Raw genomic sequence first — 23,307 nt, 5'->3', positions numbered from 1 at the left:
CTCGATTATTAAACAGCCAGTAAAGTTGGATGGCTGAATCGGTCAGACCAATCACTGGTTAGTTTGCAGAAAAACTGTTTATAATGCTTATTCCGCAAAAACGCACCAAAATTCCAAGTTAACTCGAAAATTTAACTGGAATTGAGCAGGTTAATGATGAAAAAAATAATGCGCCCCGTTCTCGCAGCAGCCCTTTTCGGCCTTGTAATGCCATTACAAGCAGCCATTCAACAAACAAAAGGTGATTTTGAAGATAAATTTCGTCAATTAGATGAAGTGTTACCCACACCGAACGTTTATCGCAATGCCGCGGGCGAACCCGGCCATGAATATTGGCAACAACAAGTCGACTATCAAATTGACGTTCGCTTGAATGAAGCGCTGCGCCGACTCGATGCAGAGCAGTCGATCGTTTATACCAACAACTCACCTGATACGCTGAAGTATTTGTGGATCCAATTGGATCAAAACAAGTTCCGCGAAGACTCCATGTCAGCATTGACCACCACCTTTGGTGGCATTGGCAATCGAGGCCCAGCAACGCAATCTGCCAGTGGTTCACAACCTGCGCAAATGAGTATTGCGGCGTTGCGTCGTCAGCAATTTGTCGACGACAATGAGCTGGGTTACCAAATCAAAGCGGTCGAAGATTCACGTGGTAATGCACTTGAATACGTCATTGTAGGTACCTTGATGCGGGTTGACTTGCCCACGCCATTAAAACCGGGAAAAAGCTTTGAATTCGATATCGACTTTGGCTTCAATATCGTCGAAGAAGATGCTGTATCTGCCCGTGCGGGTTATGAACACTTCCCCGATGATGCGCGTGAAGGCGGTAATGATATCTTCTTACTCGCTCAGTGGTTTCCTCGTTTAGCCGCTTACACCGATTACGAGGCATGGACGAATAAAGAGTTTATTGGCCGCGGTGAATTCACTCTAGAATTCGGTAACTACGATGTTAGCATCACGGTTCCTGCTGACCACATTGTTTCTTCTACAGGTGTCTTGGATAATCCTCGCGATGTGCTGACCAAAGAGCAACGCAATCGGCTTAAAGAAGCGGAAGATGCCGAGCGTATTGTCTTTATCGTGACCGAAGAAGAAGCGCTCGAGAACGAAAAAGAAGGTACAGACGAGCTTAAAACTTGGCGTTTTAAAGCGGAAAATGTGCGTGATTTTGCCTGGGCATCATCGCGCAAATTTATGTGGGATGCGCGCGGCTATCACCAAGGTGGTGATGACCAACCATTAGTCATGGCCATGTCATTCTATCCCAAAGAAGGCGGCGACTTGTGGAAGAAGTATTCAACTGAATCTGTGATCCACACGATGGAAGTCTACTCGCGCTTTTCGTTTGATTATCCATACCCTGTTGCGCAATCGGTTAACGGCCCTGTCGGCGGCATGGAATATCCAATGATCACCTTCAACGGACCGCGAACTGAATTGCGCGATGATGGTAGTCGCACGTATTCACAAGCGGAAAAGCGTTTCCTAATTGGCGTCGTTATCCACGAAATCGGCCATATTTACTTCCCAATGATCGTGAATTCAGACGAACGTCAATGGACTTGGATGGATGAAGGCCTGAACAGCTTCTTGGACGGCGTTGCAGGGCGTGAATGGGATCCAAGTATTCCTTGGGGAGTAGAGCCACGCGACATCGTTGATTACATGAAGTCAGAAACTCAGGTACCAATCATGACCCAATCTGACTCTGTATTGAGTCTTGGTCCGAACGCCTATACCAAGCCAGCCGCAGCACTGAATATTCTGCGTGAAACGATTCTTGGCCGTGAATTATTCGACTTTGCATTCCGAGAATATTCGCAGCGTTGGAAATACAAGCGTCCGACGCCGGCCGACTTCTTCCGCACCATGGAAGAAGCCAGTGGTGTCGATCTCGACTGGTTCTGGCGCGGCTGGTTTTATTCAACCGATCATGTCGATATTTCGTTAGACCGCATCTATAAGCTTCGTTTGGACACGGAAAACCCCGATATAGATTTCGCCAGAGAGCGTCAGGCTGAAGCGGATAAGCCGGTGTCCCTAACGGATACGCGCAATCGCGACGAAGGTATGCAGCTGTGGGTTGAGCGCTTCCCGGATATCACCGATTACTACGATGAGAACGATCGCTTTACTGTCACGAATAAAGAGCGCAATGCCTATCAAGATTATATGGCCAGCTTAAAGCCGCATGAGCGCGTTGCGTTTGAGCGTGCCGTCGAAGAAGACAAAAACTATTATGTACTTGAGTTTTCTAATCTTGGCGGCTTAGTAATGCCTATCATCTTAGAGCTGACGTTTGTTGATGGCAGTACTGAAATGATGCGCATCCCCGCTGAAATCTGGCGTCGCTCGCCAAAAGCAGTGAGTAAGCTGATCATAACCGACAAAGACAAAGAGCTTGCCTCGGTCACGGTTGACCCATACTGGGAAACAGCTGATACCGATGTACACAACAATCACTATCCACGTCAAATTATCCCGTCGCGGATAGAAGCCTACAAGTCTAAGCCGCGTGAAGGTAAGGTTTATCGCGATATCATGCACGACAGCAAGACCGAGCTGAACGTTGCTGAAGGTGATGATGAGACTGAATAGTACAATCCTACAATCAAGGCTAATGCTTGTAGTGTTAGCCTTGATTGCAATTCCCCCAATGGGTGTAAGTGCTCACCAACAAAAGGCTGCCATCAGCACAGTGTTGTTCAATGAGCGCACCGGTAATATCGAACTTATGCACCGTTTCATCTTGCATGATGCCGAGCACGCCGCCAAACGTTTACTGCCTGAGGCGGGCGATATACATACTGATGCCGATACTCAACAAGCGTTTGTTACATACGTATTGTCTCGCTTCGCTATAGGCGATTTAGAACAAAGACAACTACAGCTAACGACTGTTGGTTTCGAAATCGACGGTAAACACCTGTGGGTCTATCAAGAAACGCCTATCCCAGAGTCACTGACAGGTCTAACGCTCATTCATGCAGCAATGCAAGAGATTTGGCCGAAGCAAACCAATACAGTCAATATCGAGGGGCGAGGGCCACTGCGCACCCTGACATTCAATGCTGGTGACGGCGCAAAATCGATTAGATTCGACTAAAGTCGGCCGTATAAATACACCTTTTTGTCGCTCTTTGGGTTTGACCTAAGCGGGTTAAACGGCAATGATAAGTGCATACGCAACTGCTGCAGAAAGAACGCTATGCGCCAACAACGCACCAAACAAAAAGCCTCACAAAAAGCCAAACAAGCGGACGCTGAACTGGGCCAAGATTCGACTGACAACCCGGAAGCTGACAGCACAGACTCGTTTGAAAATCGCAAGAATATCTTGTGGGTGATTCTCGCTGCTGGCATGGCTATTACGGTAATGACTTCGCAGTTTATGCCCGGTGTAGTTGCCTTAGGTAGTTTGACGTCAGTGTATAGTGCGATGCTTTGGGTAGGCATTTTTGGCGCAGCATTGGCCCGTTACCTAAACAAAAATGGCTGGCTGGGTTTTGCCATAGGCAGTGTGCTCGGCGTGTTGTTAAATATCCTGGCGAGCATCATTTAAATGGACAAGAAACATCGCGCGGTTCCCACCGGACGTTTTACCCGGTTTGGAATGCTCGGCTCTCTGGCAACTCGCGTTGCCGGTAACATGTTGACCAGTGGCGCAGGACAGCTGTTAAAAGGCGAAAAGCCAGTTCTCAAAGATCTCTTGTTAACCCCCGGGAATGTCGGTCGTATTGCAGACCAGCTTGCCAATATGCGCGGCGCAGCGATGAAAGTAGGTCAGCTGATGTCCATGGATGCAGGTGATATTCTTCCACCCCCATTGGCGGAAATTCTGTCTCGCTTGCGCAGCGACGCCGATCCCATGCCCAAACAGCAAGTCAATGACGTATTATCGAAAGCACTCGGTGCTGATTGGGCTGACCAATTTCTTTACTTCAGTTATGCGCCGATCGCCGCCGCGTCTATTGGTCAGGTACATAAAGTAATTCTTCCAACTGGCGAAATGCTGGCGCTGAAAATTCAGTACCCCGGCGTAAAACAAAGTATCGATAGCGATGTTGATAACGTGGCCACACTACTCTCTATCACCGGCCTGCTGCCTAAAGGGGTGGACTTTAAACCCCTGCTCGATGAAGCCAAACGCCAGCTTCACACTGAAGCCGATTACATTGCTGAAGCCGATATGCTAGAGCGGTATAAAGCGCTCGTCGCTGAAGATAAGCGCTTTGCGGTGCCCGATGTTTATCGAGAGTTCACCCGTGATAACGTTTTGGCTATGACTTTTATGCCCAGTGAGCCAATAGAGTCTCAGCTCGATGCCGATCAAACCACTCGCGATAACATTGCATCAGCATTGTTTGAACTATTTTTTACCGAGACATTTGAGCATCATCTGATCCAAACAGACCCGAATTTCGCCAACTATCGCTATGACCCACAAGATGACAAGGTTGTGCTACTTGATTTCGGCGCTACGCGCGAATACTCCCGAGATTTTATCCATTTATACCGAGAGTTGATGTCCGGTGTTGTTCATTCGGACCCCGAACGTGTACGTACCGCTGTGCTCAATATCGGGTTAATGAGTAAAGACTTAGCACCAGAGTTACAGGACTTTATTGTGAGTATGTGTTTCGACGCTTGTGAGCCATTAGTTACCGCCGGTGAATACGACTTCGGTACCTCAGATTTAGGTAAGCGGCTGCAAGAAAAAGGGATGTCACTTAGCAACAATGAAGCATTTTGGCATGTACCACCAGCAAACTCAGTCTTTTTGCATCGCAAGTTGGGTGGCATTTTTTTACTTGCCAGTAATCTAAAAGCGCGCGTCGATGTTCACTCCATCGCCAGTCGACACGTCAACGACTAAGTTTAGTACGGCTGCACCATTGAGAAAGGCAACGCCATTCGCTCATTAGCCTTCGGCGGATTGCCGATCATTTCATCATAGGGTGTGTCGTGCACCATTACAGCCTGCTCCACATCAAACTCAGCGAACAACTCACGGATCTGTTGAGAGCTGTAAAAACGCATTGGCTTGTCGCTGTTATCATAGACCATACCTTGCTCGCTACCAATATTGAGCTGAACAAGATAAACATTCATCTCAAAAGAATGCACTTCGAGTAAATCTATCAGTGTTTCCGTAGAGAGTTTTGAGTAGATAAACTTCATGGCCGGCCTCTTCATTAATGTAGCCTTAATTTACGTGATTAGGCGTCGATTGGATCGCCTCTGCGAGTACCAAGCCAGAGTAAACTGGTAAGCAGCAATCCAATGATGGACCACTGGGCCCAAGCCTCTACAGGCAACAAAACACTCATTGCCAATACCATAAACCATTTGAATACTTCACCACTGAACGCCCAGCTTTTGTTTTCCAATATGCCCCCTAGCGCAGATAAGGTTACAACCAAGGCTAAACAAGCGAACAACTGTTCGATAAAGCTCATCACTGTGAATTGCGTGAGTAAACTCAAGGTTAAACAAATCGCTAGCGCTAACTGCAGCAAGGCATAGCCCTTTGTTGTGAATGAGAGTGAAACATCAAATTTGCTAAAGGTATCTGGATTAAATGGCTTTTTCGGTGGCAGCTTAGCTAACACGTCATCAGGGCGCCAACCCGTGCGACCAAACCACACTTTGAGTTTGTCACGCCAATGAACCGTTGCGCGACTATCGCTTATCAGTTGGCGATACACATGCCAATTACTCCAGATTGGGTTCCAACTGCGCAAGGGCGTACGGATCCCATAAATGGGTGGCTGCTCATCTAATTCCGGTTGAAAGGTGCCAAACATGCGGTCCCAAATAATAAACACGCCACCGTAATTTTTATCAATATAGATATCATTTTGCGCATGGTGAACCCGATGGTTGGAAGGCGTTACAAGTATACCATCAAGTATACCCAGGCGACCTACATGCCGGGTGTGCACCCAGAATTGATACACCAGGTTCAGCGCGGCGATAGACAACATCAACTCCAACGGAATTCCTAAAAAGGCCAAGGGAATGAAAAACAACCAATTTAAAACAGACCCACTGGTCTGACGCAGTGCGGTGGTTAAGTTGTATTCTTCACTGCTGTGATGCACTACATGGGCTGCCCACAGCACACTCATTTCGTGGCCTAAACGGTGATTCCAATAATAGAGAAAATCGTATAAAACGAAGGCACCGACCCAGAACAGCCAAGAGTCTGGCCAGCTATACACAGCGACATCTTCGACCAAAATCCCGTAAATACTCAATGGGATCAGAGTTTTAATCACCGTAACGACACGACTTAACATACCAATGCTCAAACTCGCTATGGCATCATTTAATCGGTAGTAGCCGGTCTTACGCTTCAGATCGATAGCGAGTTCAAGCGCCATCAAAATAAAGAACCCCGGTATCGCGTAGAGTATTATTTGCATCGAAAACTATCGTAAACCTTTGCACTCAATCCTAATGCAAGCACACTTGAAACTCAAAGTTTGCCAATCTGACAGTGATAATAAACTGAACTAATTTGTATCTTCGGACTCTTGATTTTCATAGGCTTGTAACTATGTCGTTGTATATAACGTGTGTTTCGTAAATAGGATCGAATATGAGTAGTGAAGAGGCAACCGCGAAGAACTTGAAGCCCCATATTATATTAGCAGTGATTTTTATTATTATTATCGCTGTGGTGTTGTTGTGGCCTTCAAGTGAACCTGAGCCTCCGAAGCCTCAGCCAGTCACCCTGCCTGAAGTGGAAATGGTTGCTCCTGTCACAACCGAGCCCGAAATTGAAGAGCCCGAGCCTCAAGCGTTTACGCCACCACCGGAAATCCAAGAAGTGGTTATAGACCCTGTTGAAGAGCCAGAACCGCAAGTAGTTTCACCCGTCGAGCCAGAGGTAATGGTTGATACCTCAGACGCGGCTATTACCAGTGCTCTGCTTGAAATTGCTAAAACGCCTGTTGTCGGACGATTATTAGTTAACGATAGTTTGCTACAACGCTTTGTCGTTACAGTTTCCAACCTAGCGGACGAAGATATAGCACCAAACCATCAACTGGTTAATCCTCCGTCGCAAAGCTTTAAAGTCTACCGTCAAGCCGACCGTGAATGGATAGATGCGGCTAGTTATAAGCGCTACACCACTTATGTAGATGCGTTAGAAACGATGAGTAATGACGATCTTTTAGAGTTGTATCAATTATATGAAGATGAAATTGATGCCACATTTGCCGAAATTGCACTACCAGGTCAATCCTTCGACCGTGCGCTTATCGATGCCATTGATGTGTTGCTCAACACGCCAGAAGTACCAACGCCAGTTGAAGTATATCGGGACAGTGTGATGTACAAGTACAGTGACGAAAGACTTGAAGCATTGAGTTTGCCACAAAAGCAAATGCTGCGTTTGGGGCCAGACAACATGCGCAGAGTGAAAGCTAAATTGCGTGCATTGCGAGATAGCTTAGCCAATGGATCTGAATAAACTCCAAGCATCACTGGTCGACTCATCGGCCACTAAAATCCCACCTGTAGAACAGTGGGACCCTGCTTTTTGTGGTGATATTGATATTCATATTAAGCGCAATGGTGACTGGTTTTATAATGGTTCGCCAATTGGTCGTGCTGCGTTGGTGAGGCTATTTGCGAGTATTATTAAATTCGAAAACGATAAGTATTACTTAGTAACGCCGGTCGAAAAAGTGGGGATCTGCGTTGACGATGTGCCCTTCGTTATCACGCAGTGGCAACGGGTGTCTGGCGTTATAAAAGTCAAAACTCAAACTGATGACTGGGTTCTACTCGGTCAAAATCACCCCGTAGAGCTTCGTCACGACGCAATAAGTGATTCGTTCATACCCTATGTAAAGGTACGCCGAAATCTTTGGGGGCGCGTGCATCAAAATGTATTTTATCAATGGGCACAAGAGGCTGAAATTACCCAGTTTAACGGCACCGAATCAGCGGTCATGCACAGCGGTGACTACACCTTTTCGATAGGTTCTGTTTAACGTTTAAACGTATCACTTAAGCCTGCAATATTAACCACGCTGTCGGTCAGCTTTTGACTCGAGGCTGTCATATCGTTAGCCAGCTGCGTATTTTGTTCCGCCGCCGCCTCGATTTCTCTTGCGCTACTGTCAATATCACCACAGGCTTGTTCCTGTTCTTTAATAGCGTTGGCAATACTGCTGGAGTTTTCATTGATATCAGCAATCATGGTGTAGATTGCTTCAATGATTGCCGCTGATTCGTTCGCTTGATCGACACTCAGTTGCGCACTTTCACTAGAGGAGTGCATCGTGCTCACCCACTGCTCTAAGGTTGAACGCATCAGTGTAAGGCTTTCAACGATGTTGCCCGCAGACTGCTGAGTTCTGGTTGAAAGCGCGCGAACTTCATCGGCAACAACAGCAAAGCCACGTCCGCTCTCTCCTGCCCGCGCGGCTTCTATTGCAGCATTAAGCGCAAGCAAATTCGTTTGTTCCGCAATCGCTTCGATTTCGCCCATCGTTGAAGATACCTTATCAGCTGCTTCCATAAGGTCATCTGCTGTTGCAGCAGCCTGTGTAACGAACCCTGAAAGCTGACTAACGCTGTCGCGGCCTTTGATAATTAATTGTTTGGCATCACCACACTTTTCGTTTGTTTGTGTGATCTTATCTGACGTTTGATCAACGCTTGACAGAACAGCGTGGTTAGAAAGTGCCATTTGTTCAATAGCCACTGAGATACTGTGCACCTTTTGCTTTTGCAATGCGATCTCATGGGTCGTTCGCTCGACACTGTGCAATGATTGTTCGGCTATCGCTTGGAGCTCGCCGGTCGCATCTAATATGCGCCCGAGGATTGTTCGTTGCATTGCTTTTTGCATACCCAAGTGGAAATCGAATACGCTTTTCGTACCACGCCCATAAAGTACAAACCGGCTCACACTATCCAGACCCTCGCGCAACTGTTGGGCTTGTTTAGGAAAATCCACCAGCTCGTTTTTAAATAGCCAAAAACCGCTGGCAGCGATTAGTGCAACAGCTAAGGCATACACCCAACCAGCAGTAAAACCGATGCTCAATAAAGCAATCACTAACACAGCTAAAAATACATTTAGGCGCAGCGTAAACGAGTGCTCATTTAATCCACCTAATTTGCCTGCATTAATTTGCGCATAGAGTTTTTCAGCACGAGCAACAGCTGCGGCATCGGGCTTTACTCTCACCGACTGATAACCCGTTAACTGGCCATGTTTAAATATGGGAGTGACAAATGCGTCAACCCAATAAAAACTGCCATCTTTGCAGCGATTCTTTACTATCCCGCGCCATGCATTGCCGCGCTCAAGATGGTCCCACATGTCTTTAAACGCCGCCTTGGGCATATCGGGATGGCGCACAATGTTATGATTTTTACCGAGTAACTCATCACTATCAAAACCGGCAACGCGACAAAAAACCTCATTTGCATAGGTAATAACACCGCGTTTATCCGTGGTTGAGACTAGTTCCTCGTTAGCGGCAAATGTCACTTCATTGTTGGTTACGGATTGATTTCTACGCATATGCTTCTCGTGATAATACTCGCTTGTTAAGCCTAGCCCATGAATTGCTGTTTTCAAGCGACTAGGGTTGTTGCCAATATATTAGACTTCTACTAAGGTGATAGCTCCTTACGACGTCGGAAGTAACTATGATTAGAACAATAATAATGTTAAGTCTGCTTTGTGTATCGGCGGCTAACGCCAAGACTTTGATCCACGCAGGCAATCTCATAACCGCTGAAGACAAGGATGTTCTCAAACAGCAAACCATCGTGATAGATGAAGGTAGGATTGTTGCCATCCAAGCTGGCTATCAATCAGGTGATGCGAGCGATACTGTCATTGATTTACGCGATTCTACGGTAATGCCTGGCTTTATGGATATGCATGTTCACCTTTCCATGCAGCACGGTGGACCGGCGACATATTTGCAGCGCTTTACTCAAAACGAAGCCGACTATGCACTGGCAGCGGCCAAATACGCAGAAACCACATTATTGTCAGGTTTCACTACTGTGCGAAATCTCGGCGACGGCTACAACGAAACAGTCGCACTTAGGAATGCTATAAATAGTGGCCGCTTTATTGGCCCACGTATATACACATCCGCCAAGTCGATCGCGACCACCGGTGGTCACGCGGACCCGACTAATGGCTTCAACGCCACGTTAAGCGGTGACCCAGGTCCGAAAGATGGCGTAATTAATGGTCCTGATGAAGCGCGTAAAGCCGTTCGGCAGCGTTACAAAGACGGCGCAGATCTTATCAAAATAACCGCGACTGGCGGCGTTTTAAGTGTCGCAAAGAACGGTCAAAACCCACAATTTATGGTTGACGAGCTAGAAGCGATCGTTGCGACAGCCAAGGACTATGAAATGACGGTAGCAGTGCATGCGCACGGAACTGAAGGTATGCAGCGCGCCATTCGAGCAGGTGTAGACTCGATCGAACACGGTACCTACATGACTGAAGAGACTATCGCACTGATGAAGGAATACGGAACCTATTACGTACCAACCATCCTGGCAGGAAAGTTTGTGGCAGAAAAATCCGCGATTGACGGTTATTTCCCGGCTCTAGTTAGGCCCAAAGCAGCCGCCATTGGTCCACTTATACAAGATACATTCGCACGCGCGCAGGCAGCTGGGGTAAAAATTGCGTTTGGGACTGACTCAGGTGTATCTGCTCATGGCGATAATGGCAAAGAATTCGGCTATATGGTCGAGGCCGGTATGGCGCCTATTGACGCCATAATCAGCGCGACCAAAAACGCTGCTGACTTACTCAATGTTAGCGATGAACTTGGCACGGTAAGCGTTGGCAAAAAGGCTGATATTGTTGCCGTTGAAGGCGATCCATTGAGCGATATTAGTTTGTTAGAGAACGTACAATTCGTCATGAAAGACGGTCAGGTATTTAAACAATAGCCCCCAAAGGAACGACAATGAAAAAACTATACTCTGCCATACTAGCGTCGACGCTAGTGCTTGGTTTATCAGCAACCAGCGCTGTCGCGCATGAACACGCTGATCACACGACAGAAGACAAGATTAAAGCTGCGATGCAGGCCGATATTCGCTCCGACGCTGAAAAAGAGCGTGACCGCAACCGCCGTCCGGTTGAGACATTGGCGTTTTTCGGCCTAGAGCACGATATGAAAATCGTGGAGTTGTTGCCGGGCGGAGGATGGTATACCAAGTTATTGGTACCAACTGTCGCGGAACACGGTGAATATTACGCAGCGATCGGCACTGGAACGGTCAAACGCACGCTAGGTGGTGAGCCGGGCTTTGAAAGTATGAATATTGTTGCTGAAGATGCCGAATTGTGGCGCGAAGACGGCTCGCGCTTTTATTCGATGAAATTGAATTCACTTGGCGTGTCTGATGTAGACATGGTGTTAACGTTTAGAAACTATCACAACTTTGCCGAGGACGGCCGCGCAGCTATGAATAAAGCCGCGTTTGAGGCACTTAAATCAGGGGGCATATATGCCGTTGTTGATCATACTGCACGACATATGGAACCACTAAATGATTCAAATCGTCGCCGCTTCGACCCAGTTAAAGCAATCTTAGAGATCCAAGCTGCAGGATTTGTCTTGGTGGATTACTCGCCTATCCATTATCGCGAGGATGACGAGTTGGAATATGAAGTAGGTACCAAAAGTGTCCGTGGCAACTCTGACCGTTGGACACTCAAGTTTGTGAAGCCATAAGCTTCACAATACTAACCAGAAACTATTCAAGAACTTATTCGAGCCCCTTCCGGATGATATATCGGTAAGGGGCTTTTTGTATGTCACTGGCAACCAGCGTGTGATGCATAAACCGGCAAAAACTCGGAATATCACGCGTTGTGGAATGATCATCGGCAACGACGCCTAACGTCTCACCATCAGCCATTTTGCGGATGTTTAATCGCACCATCATCACCGGCTCTGGGCAGCGTAAACCTATTGCGTCTAACGCCACGTCAGTTTTGGCAAATTCGGTGTCAAAATCAGATGCCATACTGCTCGCGATAGTCGTTTATTTTGGCAACAGCGTCATCTTCGCCTTGCTCTACTAAATACTCAACCACATCATTTAATGTAACAATAGCGACTACCTGAGTATTGAAATCACGCTCAACTTCCTGAATTGCAGATAATTCGCCTTGACCTTTTTCTTGGCGGTCTAAGGCAATCAATACGCCACTTAACTCAGCGTTGTGCGCAGCAATAAGTTGCATGGATTCGCGGATCGCAGTGCCAGCGGTAATCACGTCGTCAACCAACATGACTTTGCCTTTGAGTTCACTACCCACCAAATTGCCGCCTTCACCATGAGTTTTGGCCTCTTTTCGGTTGAAGCAATAAGGGACATCGCGTTGGTGGTCATTGGCGAGTGCTACGGCCGTTGTTGTCGCAATCGGAATGCCCTTGTACGCGGGACCAAACAGCAAGTCAAAATCGATATTAGCGGCCACCAGCGCGCTGGCATAAAAACGTCCAAGCTGGGCTAGGTCGCCCCCACTGTTGAACAAGCCAGCATTGAAAAAATAAGGGCTCACGCGACCTGACTTTAACGTGAACTCACCGAATTTAAGGACGCCGCGCGCAATGGCAAATTGAATAAATTGACGTTGATAATCTTGCATTTTTTAACCTAGCTTAGCGCCAATTTCTGCGCTTCAAATAGCTCCATTAAGCCAGCCTTGGCGATCGTCATCATTTCGTTAAGTTCATCGAAACTGAAAGGCTCGCCTTCTGCGGTACCTTGCACTTCAATCAACTGACCGGTTTCTGTCATCACCACATTCATGTCTGTTTCGGCAGCAGAGTCTTCTACGTATTCTAAATCCGCAATCGCGCTGCCTTCATAGATACCAACCGACAATGCGGCAATCATGTGCTTTAGGGGGTTCGCTTTAATAATACCCTTGCTGCGCATATGCGTAAGTGCGTCAACTAAGGCAACGCACGCACCGGTGATAGACGCCGTACGCGTACCACCGTCCGCTTGGATAACATCGCAATCAACCGTAATAGTGTTCTCACCCAAAATACTCAGATCGACCGCAGCCCGCAATGAGCGGGCAATTAAACGCTGAATTTCAAGTGTGCGACCACCTTGCTTGCCACGCGCTGCCTCACGCGCAGAGCGAGTATGAGTCGCGCGCGGTAACATGCTGTATTCAGCGGTTATCCAACCCTTTCCTTGTCCTTTCATAAAGCGCGGAACACCTTCTTCTACAGTGGCGTTACAAATGACTTTTGTATTGCCAAACTCAATTAACACTGAGCCTTCAGCGTGGCATGTGAATTGACGAGTGATGGTTACAGGTCTGATTTGACTGGCGGTTCTTCCGCTTGGACGCATGCGGCTCTCCTAAACTTACGGTAGCGTAAATGAAAGCGCGCAGTATACATGACTGCGCGCTGTTAAGGGAGAGGTAAGCTAAATCTGTGTGCTGATTTAGCCTCTCTTCAAAGATTACTATTGCAAATGTTTAGCAAGGAAAGCGGCTACGGTTTCGTAATAACGCGCGCGACTTTCCTCTTTATAGAACCCGTGGGCTTCGGTTGACTCAACAAACCACTCATATTCTTTTCCGTTTGCTTCCATGGCCGCCCTGAGAGCTTCCGCATGCTCAAAAGGTACACGTCTGTCTTCCTCACCATGAGCGATCAAAACAGGCGCCTTGAGTTTACTGACATTATTGACGGGTGAAAAAGCATGCAACAACTCTGGATCAGAGCCGATGGCCATATCGACAAAGCTCTTGCCCCAAAGTGCTTCAGGGATATCACCTTCAGAGTGCATCATCTCAAGATCGTAAACGCCAACAGTTGCAACGGCACACTTAAATAAATCGGGCTCAATGGTTGCCGACATTACTGCAGAATATCCGCCAAAGCTTGCACCCATAATACACACTTTATCCGCGGCAATACCGCCTTGGGAAATAACGTACTTGGTCGCATCAATGATATCGTGTTGGATCAGATCGCCCCAGCGTTTATAACCGGCGTTACGATGCGCCTTCCCGTAACCGCTTGAACCTCTAAAATTTACGCGCAAGACAGCATAGCCTTGGGCTGCAAGCATTTGCACCTCGCGATCAAATACCCAATAGTCGCGTGCAATCGGGCCGCCGTGAACCAGAGTGATCAGCGGCACATTTTGCGTTTCAGGCACACTTACTGGGTAAGTAATATATCCACTGACCTGGTAACCGTCTCGAGCAGCAAAGGAGATAGGGATCGATTCAGACATCGCACTTCTGGGAACATGCGTAAAATTACTGAATAATGATTGTAGTTTATTGGCTTCTCTATCGTACAAGTAAAAAGTACCGGAATCGATGTCGTTGTATGCGTAGAGCAACCATAATCGACCTTTGTCAGCACGCGTTAAAATATTAAGACTGTAACCCGTAAAAGTCCCCAGTAGCGCCTTAAAAATCTGTGCCTCTTCGCTTTCGCCGTCAAAAATTGCATAGGTTGGATAGCCATCATCCAAACGCAAAGCATAAGCGCTTGAACGATCACTATTGAGCGACACGCTAGTAATATCGACGTTCTCATCGGTATAAATTAATCGACGGTCGCCGGTCTCAAGATTAAAGGCAAACAAACCCTCTTTGTCTTGTTCATAGTCATCTACAAAGATAAGTTCTGTTCCAGCATTATTCATTGCGATAGGTTGAAATGCATCGCCCAATTGACTCGAGATTTCGACCCATTCCTCATCAACATATCGAAAAGTGCGTTGTGTATTTGACTCGTCAGTACCGGTTACGAACTGCAAGTCGCCTTGGCGGTCCGCAATGAAAGTACTGTAATTAATTGGCGCCTTGGTTATCTCTCTAGACATACGGCCGTTATAAATATTTAACTTGTGCACCGTTGAGATTTTCTCACCGCCGTCCGACCATGGCTCGCTTTCAATTAAAATGTGCTCATCATCTTCGGGTAAAGTACTAATGATACGCGCCCATCCGCGAACGTATTCCTTGCGTTTTACCTTGGAGCCAACTTGATTTTCTCCGGCTCGATAGCCATAGATCAATTCTTGATTGTCACCATCAAAATCAACGACAAAAAGCTCGCCGTAATAACCAGGTTGTGGTGACCAAGAACGACTTTGCCATATTTGCATAACAATGCGTTCATCATTGGCCCAAAAAAATCGTCCCACCTCATTATTGCCGCCAAGGCGAGCACCGCCAATTGTTTCAAATGTATTCACATCGAAAACTGCGAGTTGTCGCTTTCCATCAACGATAATTCGCACAGCTAGCTTTGAGCCGTCGGGTGAAAGCTCAGCAGTATCATAAATGTCATTCTTTGCGAATTCTGCCGGTGAAATAGATTCTGCATAGGAAAAGTGAGGCACTACTGAGATCAGTAGTACGAGTGCGAGGTACTTCAACATCTTCTCAATCCGTTTGTTATTTTTTTATCCAACTTATCTGTAATATTTGCTTACAAATAAAACTGCGATGCTCAGCATAGATGAAATTGCTGCTCGGGTCGATACACAAAATAAGGTAAACTCCCCCGATAACTATTGCGCAACACCCAAGAACAGCAGGAGAACAGTGATGATTTACAGTATGACAGGTTTCGCACGCCAAGAGATTAAAGGCGAATGGGGCACTGCTGTATGGGAGATCCGTTCGGTCAATCAGCGCTTCCTAGAAACATTTTTTCGTTTACCGGAGCAATTTAGAGGCCTAGAGCCTGTTCTACGTGAACGATTTCGCAAATCGCTCCAGCGCGGCAAAGTTGAATGCAATTTACGCTATACCGCCAACGACGCAGCGGTTGGAAAATTAGCGCTTAATGAAGAGCTTGCGAAACAATTGCTCCACGCTGCTGACTGGGTGCAATCCCATGGTCAATCTACGGGTGTGAACCCTGTGGATATTCTACGTTGGCCAGGTGTGATTGCTGCGGAAGAAGCCGATATGGACTCTATTCAATCAGCTCTGTTAGAGGGGTTCGATAAAACCCTCAAGGAGTTTAAAGACTCGCGTGCAACTGAAGGTAAAAATCTTAAAGTGATGATCGAGCAGCGGCTGAGTGCGATCACCGTTGAAGTTGATAAAGTTGCCACTCAAATGCCAAACATAATTGAGTGGCAAAGAGAGCGCATTAAAACGCGCTTTGCAGAAGCGCAAGTCGAGTTAGATGCCTCTCGGGTCGAACAGGAAATGGTCATGCTGGCTCAGCGTATTGATGTTGCGGAAGAACTGGATCGCTTACACTCTCACGTTAGCGAAACACAAAAAATTCTCAATAAAGGTGGCGCTGTGGGGCGACGCTTAGACTTTATGATGCAAGAGTTTAATCGCGAGTCAAACACCCTTGGCAGTAAGTCGATAAATGCTGAAATCACCCAATCTGCGGTAGAGCTTAAAGTCCTAATCGAGCAAATGCGCGAGCAGATCCAGAATATTGAGTAATTTCGCTACTGTACTAATTCGTTAAGAATGATCCGAGGCTGCCGTAGTTTCAGCCAAATTTAGGCCGTGAGTTTAAGGTCGACAACCAACGTTCACACGTAGGGTTTTATGTATCTATTCGTTGTGTGTGTAAGGTTAGAATGCGGCTATACAGTGCCTCAAAGATGGCCCAGTGCTGATAATCGGCAAAATCTGTTGTGTTTACGAATATAACAATCACGCTGTCACTTTCTGCGTGATACCGGGCAATACTCTGATATCCTGGAATAAGTCCTGTATGGCTGCGTGGGTAGAGCGTTGTGTAGATTTCATCCTCTTTTGAATCGAGTATCTGCCCTGTATTTAAAGCGCGTATAAACTTACCCAAGTCCTGTGCGGTAGCAATCATCGACCCGTAGTTTACTGTTTTCATATCACCAGGTGTGTTTACATGATAACCACTGACCAGTGCATTTACATCAATGTCAGCTAAGTGAAAAAATGTATTGCTGAGGTTTAAAGGTAACAGAATCTCATCGCTAATGATTTGTCGCTTGTCCAAACCCGTAGCTGCTTTGATAATTTCAGCGATAAGTAAGTAGTTGGTATTCGAGTATTCATAGCCCTGATTCGGCTCAAATGTAGCAGGGAGACCAGCAATCAAGGCAAGAGCTTCAGCCGTCGTTGTGCTTGGCCCCCCCCAAAACCCGGCTGCATTGGTAAAATTCGGAATACCACTTCGATGTTGAACCATCATTCGCAACGTGATGGATTCGGCATTGGCAATTGAGGCTGCCAATTCTGGTAAATATTCAGCCAAGGTCTTATCCAAGGACAATCGACCATCAGCAGCCAATTTTGTCACTGCAACCACATCGTAAAGCTTGCCGATACTGGCAATCTTAAATAAAGCACCGGGCTTTACCGCAGTGGTGGAACGGCGCTCTTGTTGCCCAGCGGTGTAAAATTCAGCGACATCATCTCCTTGCTGGATATACACAATGGCGCTGTCAAAGCCGTATTCTGTGATGCTCTTTACTTGCTCTCCCAGTGAATCTGGTAGAGGTGTTATCTGCAAAAATGTAAGGCGCCAAGGTGGCAACACAATGGTGGCATACACACCAATGGCCAACACCGCTAGTCTCAACAACAACTTTTTATCGTACTTTAAATGCGCCATTTTACTCGTCGATTAGGGTTAAATTAAAACAGAGGGTAGGTGAATCATAAACCTAAACCGTTACTTTTTTAATTGAGTTAAACTGGCTCTGAAAAAGGTTGTTTAGCGCTTTCTATATATTCACTGGGTGTCATGCCAAACTCTTCTTTGAAGCAGGAGCCAAAATAAGAAGCTGAAGTAAATCCAACATCAAATGCTACATGGGTAATATTACTAGATTCGAGCAACAAACGCTTTGCCTTCTTAAGTCGATATAGACGTAAAAAAGCCGTAAAACTCTTACCTATTAGCTGATTCAATTTGCGGTTTAATTGACGGTCCGTGCAGTTTAGCGCTGTTGCGGCAATTTCGCGATTATATGTTTCACTTTGATAGTGTTTTTGCGTAGTGAGTAACAACTTCATCATAAACCGATGATCTTTTTCGCTGCTAAACTCTGGTAACTCTATATCAATCAAATCTATTTTTGCGTGTACTTCACTACCTTCGACGGTACTGTCAGTAGTAGGCTCCACTGCTGTGTATCGCGCGAGCTTAAACTTAAGTTCTTCAGGATTAAACGGCTTTGCTATGTAGTCGTTGGCTTGAGCCTTTAGACCCGCGATCTTAGAGGCTTCGTCTGCCATTGCGGAAATTAAAATAATTGGAATATGTGCAGTTTGCTGATTAGCGCGAACAACTTGGGTCAATTCAATCCCGTTTTTAAAAGGGAGGTTAACATCAGCAACAATGGCATCTGGTTGTAACTTTAACGCCATTTCTAAACCTTCTTTGCCATTGGCCGCGCGCAAGCAGTGATATTCATTCGCTAACAGAGACACAATGAAGCGTCGCATTTCTTCGACATCTTCAACCACTAGCACGGTTTTCCGACCGGTGTTCGCCTGTAACTTGTCTACTGCAGCGGCGTTGAACGATTGCTCATCGAGATTAATTCTTGCGGTACTTTGCTGGCTCTCCTTGCTCAATGGCAATGAAATTGTAAAGACTGTGCCGTGTCGCTTGCGACTTTTGACATTAATATCACCTCTGTTGCGCTCAACAAACTCTTTTACAATAGCTAAACCTACACCGCTTCCTTGAGTATTTTGATGTTCTTTCAAACGCGAAAATCGCTTAAATATGGTTGCAACATCATCTTCGGCTATACCTTCTCCACTATCTTCAATCGTTATTTCCACACAATGTCCTTTTACTCGCACGCGCATCCTTACTTCTGAATCAGTTGCAGAGTATTTAATTGCGTTAACGATGATATTCGAAAAGATTTTATCAAAGCTGTCAGGGATCACGTCCACGTATATCTTCTCTCTTCCTGTTAGGACTGGCTCTATGCGCTTGTGTTTGAATAGTGGTTGTAGCGAATCCACGAGTTGCCTCAGTGATGCAACGACATCAATATGTTCTCTCTCGGCGGCCTCTTTATACTCAAGGTTTTCTAACTCTAATAACTGGTCAACCAATAACCGTAAGCGTTGAGTATTATTTAACGCCGCTTGGATTTTCCTTCCATCTCGCTCTGAAGCGTCACTATTGGCGACTTCATTTAGCCAAGCAATGATTAGGGTTAACGGCGTACGAATTTCGTGAGAAATGTTGGTGAACAAACCTTTTGTCTTATCTAGCCGCTGCTTGATCGCCTCATATTCACGCTGCAGTGCGTTAGTTTTCTCAGCAGCAAATGCCTCAAGCTGTTGACGTCTAACCTCGGCTCGATATTGCTGCCAATAGCGGAAACTGAAGTACAGGGCTAACGCGCTTAAGAAGTAAGCAATAAAGGCTTGATAACTCATATACCACGGCGGTAGAACATTGATTGCCACTTCAGTAATTGGCTGTTCAAGGTTAGACAGGTTATTCACTGCGCGAACTTGAAATCGATACTCTCCGTAGGGCAACGCCGAGAAAATTGCTTTGGAAAACCCGTGAGGCTGAGTCTTCCATGTTTCAGTTAAACCCAATAATCGGTATTCAAAACTCAGGTACTGGTGATCGATAATGTCAGTTGCAGAAAACGAGAACTCCGACAAATATGCAGAATTTGGCACAAAATAACTCCGCACACCGCCCTCTATCGTCGATGAAATTTCTGTACGTTGGTCTTGTCCGCTGCCAATGTAACTGGTGATATTATCAAATTGGACGCGAGCCGACTGGTTTAGCTGCTGGTCAAGTAACGCGTTTAGAGATGGCAAGTAGAGCTGATAGGCGTAGCTATCTCCAACTAAGTTGAGCGTGCTTCCAATCATGTCCATTGAAAGCCCATCGTATTCAAAGTCTCTGTCGAGAATGCCAAAACGAGCGTCAACTCTTTGGATCCATAACTCACTCGGGTGCGCGCGATATAGTCCGATGTTACTCGCAATCCAAAGATGACCACTTGCATCGGCGGCCATTGAGCGAATGTAGTTTGCGTTAAGTAAATCGTTTAATTTAGACGGAACTAGTCGCGCAGTTTCTGGGTCAGTTACCATTATCCCATTGCCACTCGTACAGAAGTAATAGGCGTCAGTCTGAGATTGTGCAACGCAATCAATTGGAATGTCCTCTGACAGGAGCGAATGATCATGCGCCTGCCAACTTTGACCCTCTCTTGAGCTAAATACGCCGTTGTAGTAGTCCACTGCGAAAAGACGATTAGCCGTTGCGGTAATATAATCAGCGTTAAAATGCGTTGGCAGAGGCTGGACGCGAAAATCATCAGTGATGACATAAAGGCCATTGCTCGCATCTAGTACCACTGGCTTTCGATTAATAACAGTTAATTGCTGAACGTCGGCCTGAATAGACAATGTGGTCACGACTTGCTCTGCAACGACGTCTAACACATGAAGTATGTTGCCAGTTGAAGCAAGTATCATTTGCTCACCAATTGCTACCACATGTTCTATAGGCTCAAATGCCTCAAATACCGGGATGAATGGCTCTGTGCCGTAACCTTTCTTCAAATAAAGAGTGTGATTGGATATCGCCAATACAGAAGTATTTAAGTCAATCATCTTATCAACCCGCTGACGCAGGCCGTCAGCGGCAACAACCTCCATCCTATCTACCGCATGACCCAAATTGTTTAACCATGACATTCCCACGAGGGGGGTTGAGAACACTATGTGATTAGAAGGCGTTCTCGCGATATCCTCGATATGTGCGATACGGTGTAGGTCGAAATAATCCTGTTGAGGATGGTTCGTCATTGGCTGCAAAGTGCTTATTGACAAAAATCGCGTTCTCGTTCCGGATACCAATATCGATTCAGAGTCAAAAGATACGGCTGTTGTTACATTTTCTGCGGCGTAAAGGTGAGCCCTCAATTTAAAAACCTGTTGCTCAAGCTCATATAGATATAAGCCTTGATCCGTTGCAACAGCGATCTCGCTTGGTGTAATCAAATCGACATCATTGATTATTAAACTGGCTTTGTTGGGAGGTATAGGTAATAAAGTTGACGCAATTTGTCGGCCCGTTACGTCAATCAGAAAAAGTCCTTCATCTGACGTAAACAAAATTTGATTTTGTTGGGTAACCACATTAAAGACGTTCTTGCTGGCCAGAATAGGTGTTACTTTTCCAGCAGGCAGAAGATTAAAGTCTATTAAATCCACCCCGTCAAAGGTTGCAGCCACCCACTCACCGCTAGGTAGTTTCGCAAAGTCATAGATAAAATCTGATGTTAAGCCCTGACTAGTATCAAAGCGCTGTATACGTTGAGTCTCATAATTATATAGATGTAGCCCTTGCCCAAGAGTCGCAACAACTAAACTATCGGTAGTTTCCGCGATTGCCGTAATTGGAACGGATATTTCTTTCGGTAGAATTTGTGAGCGTTCGATCTGATCACCGGCAACGTAATAAAGCCCATTCTCACTGCCGATCCATAACTTATCACGACCTTGAAACAAACTGTGAATGATACCCAACGACTGATCGTCAGCAGTACTTATGCGCGGCAACTCACCCTCTAGCGGCTTCCCTGTCACGCTTGAGCCTAGCATGTAAATAACTAACAGTATGCTTCTTAGATGTCCCATATCTATGAACGAATGTCCTTTTTCTAATACTGTTTATAAACAGCAACTAGTAACTTGAAATTGTGCAGAAATTAATCTGCCTTTTTAATTATTACTAGGATGTATTATGAAAAGTCAAATACAAAAAAACACGATTCGACAACTGAGTTTAGAAGAAACGCATCAAGTCTTTGGTGGAAATGACGATTCTGAAGAAGATATGAACGATCAAGACTACGATAAATATGCCTACCATGGAGAATGGCATTTGCAGCCTGATCCAAAGAATAAAAAGACCAGACCCCGGGGCTGAGAGACTATGCGTGATGTGGTTCCCGCATACACTGCGGGACACCTTAATCTATTACAATAAGTCCGGTGTAATCAACAATGTAGCGGTAGCACCTTCATCACCTTTTACAAACAATGTACAAACCACATCATCGGTTTCGACCTTTAATTTCTCTGTTGTGCTATCAATGCGCGTCGTGTAGTCGGTATTAGATCCCTCACAGCGAAGATTGAGGCCTTGTAACGTACCAGGTGAAAATTGGATCTCAAATGCGTGATCGAGTAGCCGGTAAAACTGCCACTTACCTTCTCTTAGTGTTAACTCGACAGAATAAGGTGTAGCGCTTGCAAATTTCTCATCGATTCGGCTGGAGAGTAGTCCTATTAATTCGTCACCTATCTCAACTTTATCCGACTCAATCATACTTTCTAGTGTTTCGTTAGCATCGACATAGAGGTTGGCATACATCTGCATCTCAAACAGATTCATGTAAAGTTTTGCTGCGACGTTGTTACTCAAATGCGCATCTGCAAGATGGAAACCGATTGTCAATTGACGCAGATACTCGGGGTAGTTTTTATGGCGATAGTTAAGCATCGCACTCAACCAAGAAACCCAAGCTTGTCTGGCTAAGTTGAAACTAAAATCATCCTTTAAATCGTTTATAGCTTGCGCTGCTTCCACCAAGTCATTACGCGCAATCAAACCAAGCGCTTCACCGTATTCTTCAGCAAAAGTTTCACCCGCTTTTTTATTTTGATCCATCCCCGTATTACTCATGTGTCGCAGAAAAAGGAATCGATTGGACTCGACTGGGTGACCATTAAGAGTTGCGGGTGTAAACTCAAATTGTTCAATGTACTCGATAGCTTCGTCGAGGAAACGCGTTCTCTCACTGTGATCAATCAGCAATATATCTTTGACCTTGCCGTCGATATCAATCGCATAGTTAACCCAAGTCCAGCCCTCTAAGTCAGTGTAAGCAATACGAGATACCGGGTCATCGTTATAGCTTATTAACTTTGACGCGACGAATTCATAAGGTTCATCATTTGATTCGCACTTAACTACAGAAGCTAAAAATAGGGATATTGAAATAACTAATAGTTGGAGGATTTGCGCAATAATGTTCACTGATAGTGTTCCTTACTAACTTCAGAAGTATTCCATTAAGACATTCGCGATTAGTTTGCCGTTTCTTGTCTGAGTGTCAATGACAAATCATCGTCTTTCATTTGAACTTTCTTCAAGACAATAAAAAAGGGCTATCCACCCGGATAGCCCTTCTTCGAATTGGGAGTCTGGCGATGTGCTACTCTCACATGGGGAAGCCCCACACTACCATCGCCGC

Annotated in this window: 20 protein-coding genes; 10 read left to right on the top strand and 10 right to left on the bottom strand. The window is 45.9% G+C overall.

Annotated features, from left to right (window positions below):
- The first annotated feature begins 168 nt into the window (after nt 1-168).
- The 4 genes from QTP81_RS15480 to QTP81_RS15465 all read left to right on the top strand — a co-directional run bounded on the left by QTP81_RS15480 (nt 169) and on the right by QTP81_RS15465 (nt 4,888).
- Nucleotides 169-2,610, top strand: a complete 2,442-nt coding sequence (locus QTP81_RS15480) for a M1 family metallopeptidase (RefSeq protein ID WP_289367207.1) — start codon at nt 169-171, stop codon at nt 2,608-2,610.
- Between the two features lie 22 nt (nt 2,611-2,632).
- Nucleotides 2,633-3,118, top strand: a complete 486-nt coding sequence (locus QTP81_RS15475) for a DUF6702 family protein (protein ID WP_289366745.1) — start codon at nt 2,633-2,635, stop codon at nt 3,116-3,118.
- Nucleotides 3,119-3,220: 102 nt separating this feature from the next.
- On the top strand, nt 3,221-3,574 hold the full coding sequence (locus tag QTP81_RS15470; RefSeq protein ID WP_289366744.1) for a hypothetical protein: 354 nt from the start codon (nt 3,221-3,223) through the stop codon (nt 3,572-3,574).
- A complete protein-coding gene (locus QTP81_RS15465) occupies nt 3,575-4,888 on the top strand; it encodes an ABC1 kinase family protein (RefSeq protein WP_289366742.1) in 1,314 nt (437 codons plus the stop codon).
- Between the two features lie 2 nt (nt 4,889-4,890).
- On the opposite strand, the gene QTP81_RS15460 is transcribed toward QTP81_RS15465, so the two are convergent.
- Nucleotides 4,891-5,193: a DUF6482 family protein gene (locus QTP81_RS15460; protein WP_289366741.1), complete on the bottom strand. Its 303-nt coding sequence runs from the start codon at nt 5,191-5,193 to the stop codon at nt 4,891-4,893.
- 38 nt (nt 5,194-5,231) lie between these two features.
- Entirely contained in the window at nt 5,232-6,440 is a 1,209-nt protein-coding gene (locus QTP81_RS15455) for a sterol desaturase family protein (protein WP_289366740.1), read from the bottom strand.
- Between the two features lie 176 nt (nt 6,441-6,616).
- Here QTP81_RS15455 and QTP81_RS15450 point away from each other — a divergent pair, with 176 nt between their 5' ends.
- The gene (locus QTP81_RS15450; protein WP_289366739.1) at nt 6,617-7,495 is read left to right on the top strand and encodes a DUF3014 domain-containing protein; all 879 of its coding nucleotides are present in this window, start codon (nt 6,617-6,619) and stop codon (nt 7,493-7,495) included.
- On the top strand, nt 7,482-8,021 hold the full coding sequence (locus tag QTP81_RS15445; protein WP_289366738.1) for a DUF1285 domain-containing protein: 540 nt from the start codon (nt 7,482-7,484) through the stop codon (nt 8,019-8,021). The genes QTP81_RS15450 and QTP81_RS15445 overlap by 14 nt, the downstream gene beginning before the upstream one ends.
- Here the strand turns inward: QTP81_RS15445 and QTP81_RS15440 are convergent.
- Nucleotides 8,018-9,565, bottom strand: coding sequence for a methyl-accepting chemotaxis protein (locus tag QTP81_RS15440; RefSeq protein WP_289366736.1), 1,548 nt, complete (start codon nt 9,563-9,565; stop codon nt 8,018-8,020). The two genes, QTP81_RS15445 and QTP81_RS15440, sit on opposite strands and share 4 nt — an antisense overlap.
- A 128-nt stretch (nt 9,566-9,693) precedes the next feature.
- Here QTP81_RS15440 and QTP81_RS15435 point away from each other — a divergent pair, with 128 nt between their 5' ends.
- Nucleotides 9,694-10,971, top strand: coding sequence for a metal-dependent hydrolase family protein (locus tag QTP81_RS15435; RefSeq protein ID WP_289366734.1), 1,278 nt, complete (start codon nt 9,694-9,696; stop codon nt 10,969-10,971).
- Between the two features lie 17 nt (nt 10,972-10,988).
- Entirely contained in the window at nt 10,989-11,762 is a 774-nt protein-coding gene (locus tag QTP81_RS15430) for a class I SAM-dependent methyltransferase (protein ID WP_289366733.1), read from the top strand.
- A gap of 34 nt (nt 11,763-11,796) precedes the next feature.
- Here the strand turns inward: QTP81_RS15430 and tusA are convergent, their stop codons facing one another.
- The 4 genes from tusA to QTP81_RS15410 all read right to left on the bottom strand — a co-directional run bounded on the left by tusA (nt 11,797) and on the right by QTP81_RS15410 (nt 15,465).
- Nucleotides 11,797-12,057 (bottom strand): sulfurtransferase TusA, encoded by a 261-nt coding sequence (gene tusA, locus QTP81_RS15425; RefSeq protein WP_289366731.1) that lies wholly within the window; start codon nt 12,055-12,057, stop codon nt 11,797-11,799.
- The gene (gene pyrE / locus QTP81_RS15420) at nt 12,047-12,685 is read right to left on the bottom strand and encodes an orotate phosphoribosyltransferase (protein WP_289366730.1); all 639 of its coding nucleotides are present in this window, start codon (nt 12,683-12,685) and stop codon (nt 12,047-12,049) included. Before pyrE ends, tusA begins: the two co-directional genes overlap by 11 nt.
- 8 nt (nt 12,686-12,693) lie before the next feature.
- Complete coding sequence (rph, locus tag QTP81_RS15415; protein WP_289366729.1) at nt 12,694-13,407, bottom strand: ribonuclease PH; 714 nt, start codon at nt 13,405-13,407, stop codon at nt 12,694-12,696.
- Between the two features lie 117 nt (nt 13,408-13,524).
- A complete protein-coding gene (locus QTP81_RS15410; protein WP_289366728.1) occupies nt 13,525-15,465 on the bottom strand; it encodes a S9 family peptidase in 1,941 nt (646 codons plus the stop codon).
- 169 nt (nt 15,466-15,634) lie between these two features.
- On the opposite strand from QTP81_RS15410, the gene QTP81_RS15405 reads away from it, so the two are divergent.
- Nucleotides 15,635-16,498 carry a YicC/YloC family endoribonuclease gene (locus tag QTP81_RS15405; RefSeq protein WP_289367205.1) on the top strand — a complete coding sequence of 288 codons (864 nt, stop codon included), beginning with the start codon at nt 15,635-15,637 and terminating at the stop codon, nt 16,496-16,498.
- Between the two features lie 106 nt (nt 16,499-16,604).
- On the opposite strand, the gene QTP81_RS15400 is transcribed toward QTP81_RS15405, so the two are convergent.
- The gene (locus QTP81_RS15400) at nt 16,605-17,657 is read right to left on the bottom strand and encodes a serine hydrolase domain-containing protein (RefSeq protein ID WP_289366727.1); all 1,053 of its coding nucleotides are present in this window, start codon (nt 17,655-17,657) and stop codon (nt 16,605-16,607) included.
- 77 nt (nt 17,658-17,734) lie between these two features.
- Entirely contained in the window at nt 17,735-21,634 is a 3,900-nt protein-coding gene (locus QTP81_RS15395; protein WP_289366726.1) for an ATP-binding protein, read from the bottom strand.
- 157 nt (nt 21,635-21,791) lie between these two features.
- Here QTP81_RS15395 and QTP81_RS15390 point away from each other — a divergent pair, with 157 nt between their 5' ends.
- Nucleotides 21,792-21,977: a hypothetical protein gene (locus tag QTP81_RS15390; RefSeq protein WP_289366725.1), complete on the top strand. Its 186-nt coding sequence runs from the start codon at nt 21,792-21,794 to the stop codon at nt 21,975-21,977.
- Between the two features lie 51 nt (nt 21,978-22,028).
- On the opposite strand, the gene QTP81_RS15385 is transcribed toward QTP81_RS15390, so the two are convergent.
- On the bottom strand, nt 22,029-23,090 hold the full coding sequence (locus QTP81_RS15385; protein WP_289366724.1) for an energy transducer TonB: 1,062 nt from the start codon (nt 23,088-23,090) through the stop codon (nt 22,029-22,031).
- Nucleotides 23,091-23,307 lie beyond the last annotated feature (217 nt).

This window comes from Neoalteromonas arenosi (assembly GCF_030362855.1).
In the GTDB taxonomy this organism is placed as follows: Bacteria; Pseudomonadota; Gammaproteobacteria; order Enterobacterales; family Alteromonadaceae; genus Alteromonas_E; species Alteromonas_E arenosi.
This window is presented reverse-complemented; position numbering and strand designations above follow the sequence as displayed.

Excerpts from the sequence above, each read along its gene's own strand:
- QTP81_RS15480 (WP_289367207.1), top strand. The coding sequence starts at position 169 with ATGCGCCCCGTTCTCGCAGCAGCCCTTTTCGGCCTTGTAATGCCATTA.
- QTP81_RS15475 (WP_289366745.1), top strand. The coding sequence starts at position 2,633 with ATGCTTGTAGTGTTAGCCTTGATTGCAATTCCCCCAATGGGTGTAAGT.
- QTP81_RS15470 (WP_289366744.1), top strand. The coding sequence starts at position 3,221 with ATGCGCCAACAACGCACCAAACAAAAAGCCTCACAAAAAGCCAAACAA.
- QTP81_RS15465 (WP_289366742.1), top strand. The coding sequence starts at position 3,575 with ATGGACAAGAAACATCGCGCGGTTCCCACCGGACGTTTTACCCGGTTT.
- QTP81_RS15460 (WP_289366741.1), bottom strand. The coding sequence starts at position 5,193 with ATGAAGTTTATCTACTCAAAACTCTCTACGGAAACACTGATAGATTTA.
- QTP81_RS15455 (WP_289366740.1), bottom strand. The coding sequence starts at position 6,440 with ATGCAAATAATACTCTACGCGATACCGGGGTTCTTTATTTTGATGGCG.
- QTP81_RS15450 (WP_289366739.1), top strand. The coding sequence starts at position 6,617 with ATGAGTAGTGAAGAGGCAACCGCGAAGAACTTGAAGCCCCATATTATA.
- QTP81_RS15445 (WP_289366738.1), top strand. The coding sequence starts at position 7,482 with ATGGATCTGAATAAACTCCAAGCATCACTGGTCGACTCATCGGCCACT.
- QTP81_RS15440 (WP_289366736.1), bottom strand. The coding sequence starts at position 9,565 with ATGCGTAGAAATCAATCCGTAACCAACAATGAAGTGACATTTGCCGCT.
- QTP81_RS15435 (WP_289366734.1), top strand. The coding sequence starts at position 9,694 with ATGATTAGAACAATAATAATGTTAAGTCTGCTTTGTGTATCGGCGGCT.
- QTP81_RS15430 (WP_289366733.1), top strand. The coding sequence starts at position 10,989 with ATGAAAAAACTATACTCTGCCATACTAGCGTCGACGCTAGTGCTTGGT.
- tusA (WP_289366731.1), bottom strand. The coding sequence starts at position 12,057 with ATGGCATCTGATTTTGACACCGAATTTGCCAAAACTGACGTGGCGTTA.
- pyrE (WP_289366730.1), bottom strand. The coding sequence starts at position 12,685 with ATGCAAGATTATCAACGTCAATTTATTCAATTTGCCATTGCGCGCGGC.
- rph (WP_289366729.1), bottom strand. The coding sequence starts at position 13,407 with ATGCGTCCAAGCGGAAGAACCGCCAGTCAAATCAGACCTGTAACCATC.
- QTP81_RS15410 (WP_289366728.1), bottom strand. The coding sequence starts at position 15,465 with ATGTTGAAGTACCTCGCACTCGTACTACTGATCTCAGTAGTGCCTCAC.
- QTP81_RS15405 (WP_289367205.1), top strand. The coding sequence starts at position 15,635 with ATGATTTACAGTATGACAGGTTTCGCACGCCAAGAGATTAAAGGCGAA.
- QTP81_RS15400 (WP_289366727.1), bottom strand. The coding sequence starts at position 17,657 with ATGGCGCATTTAAAGTACGATAAAAAGTTGTTGTTGAGACTAGCGGTG.
- QTP81_RS15390 (WP_289366725.1), top strand. The coding sequence starts at position 21,792 with ATGAAAAGTCAAATACAAAAAAACACGATTCGACAACTGAGTTTAGAA.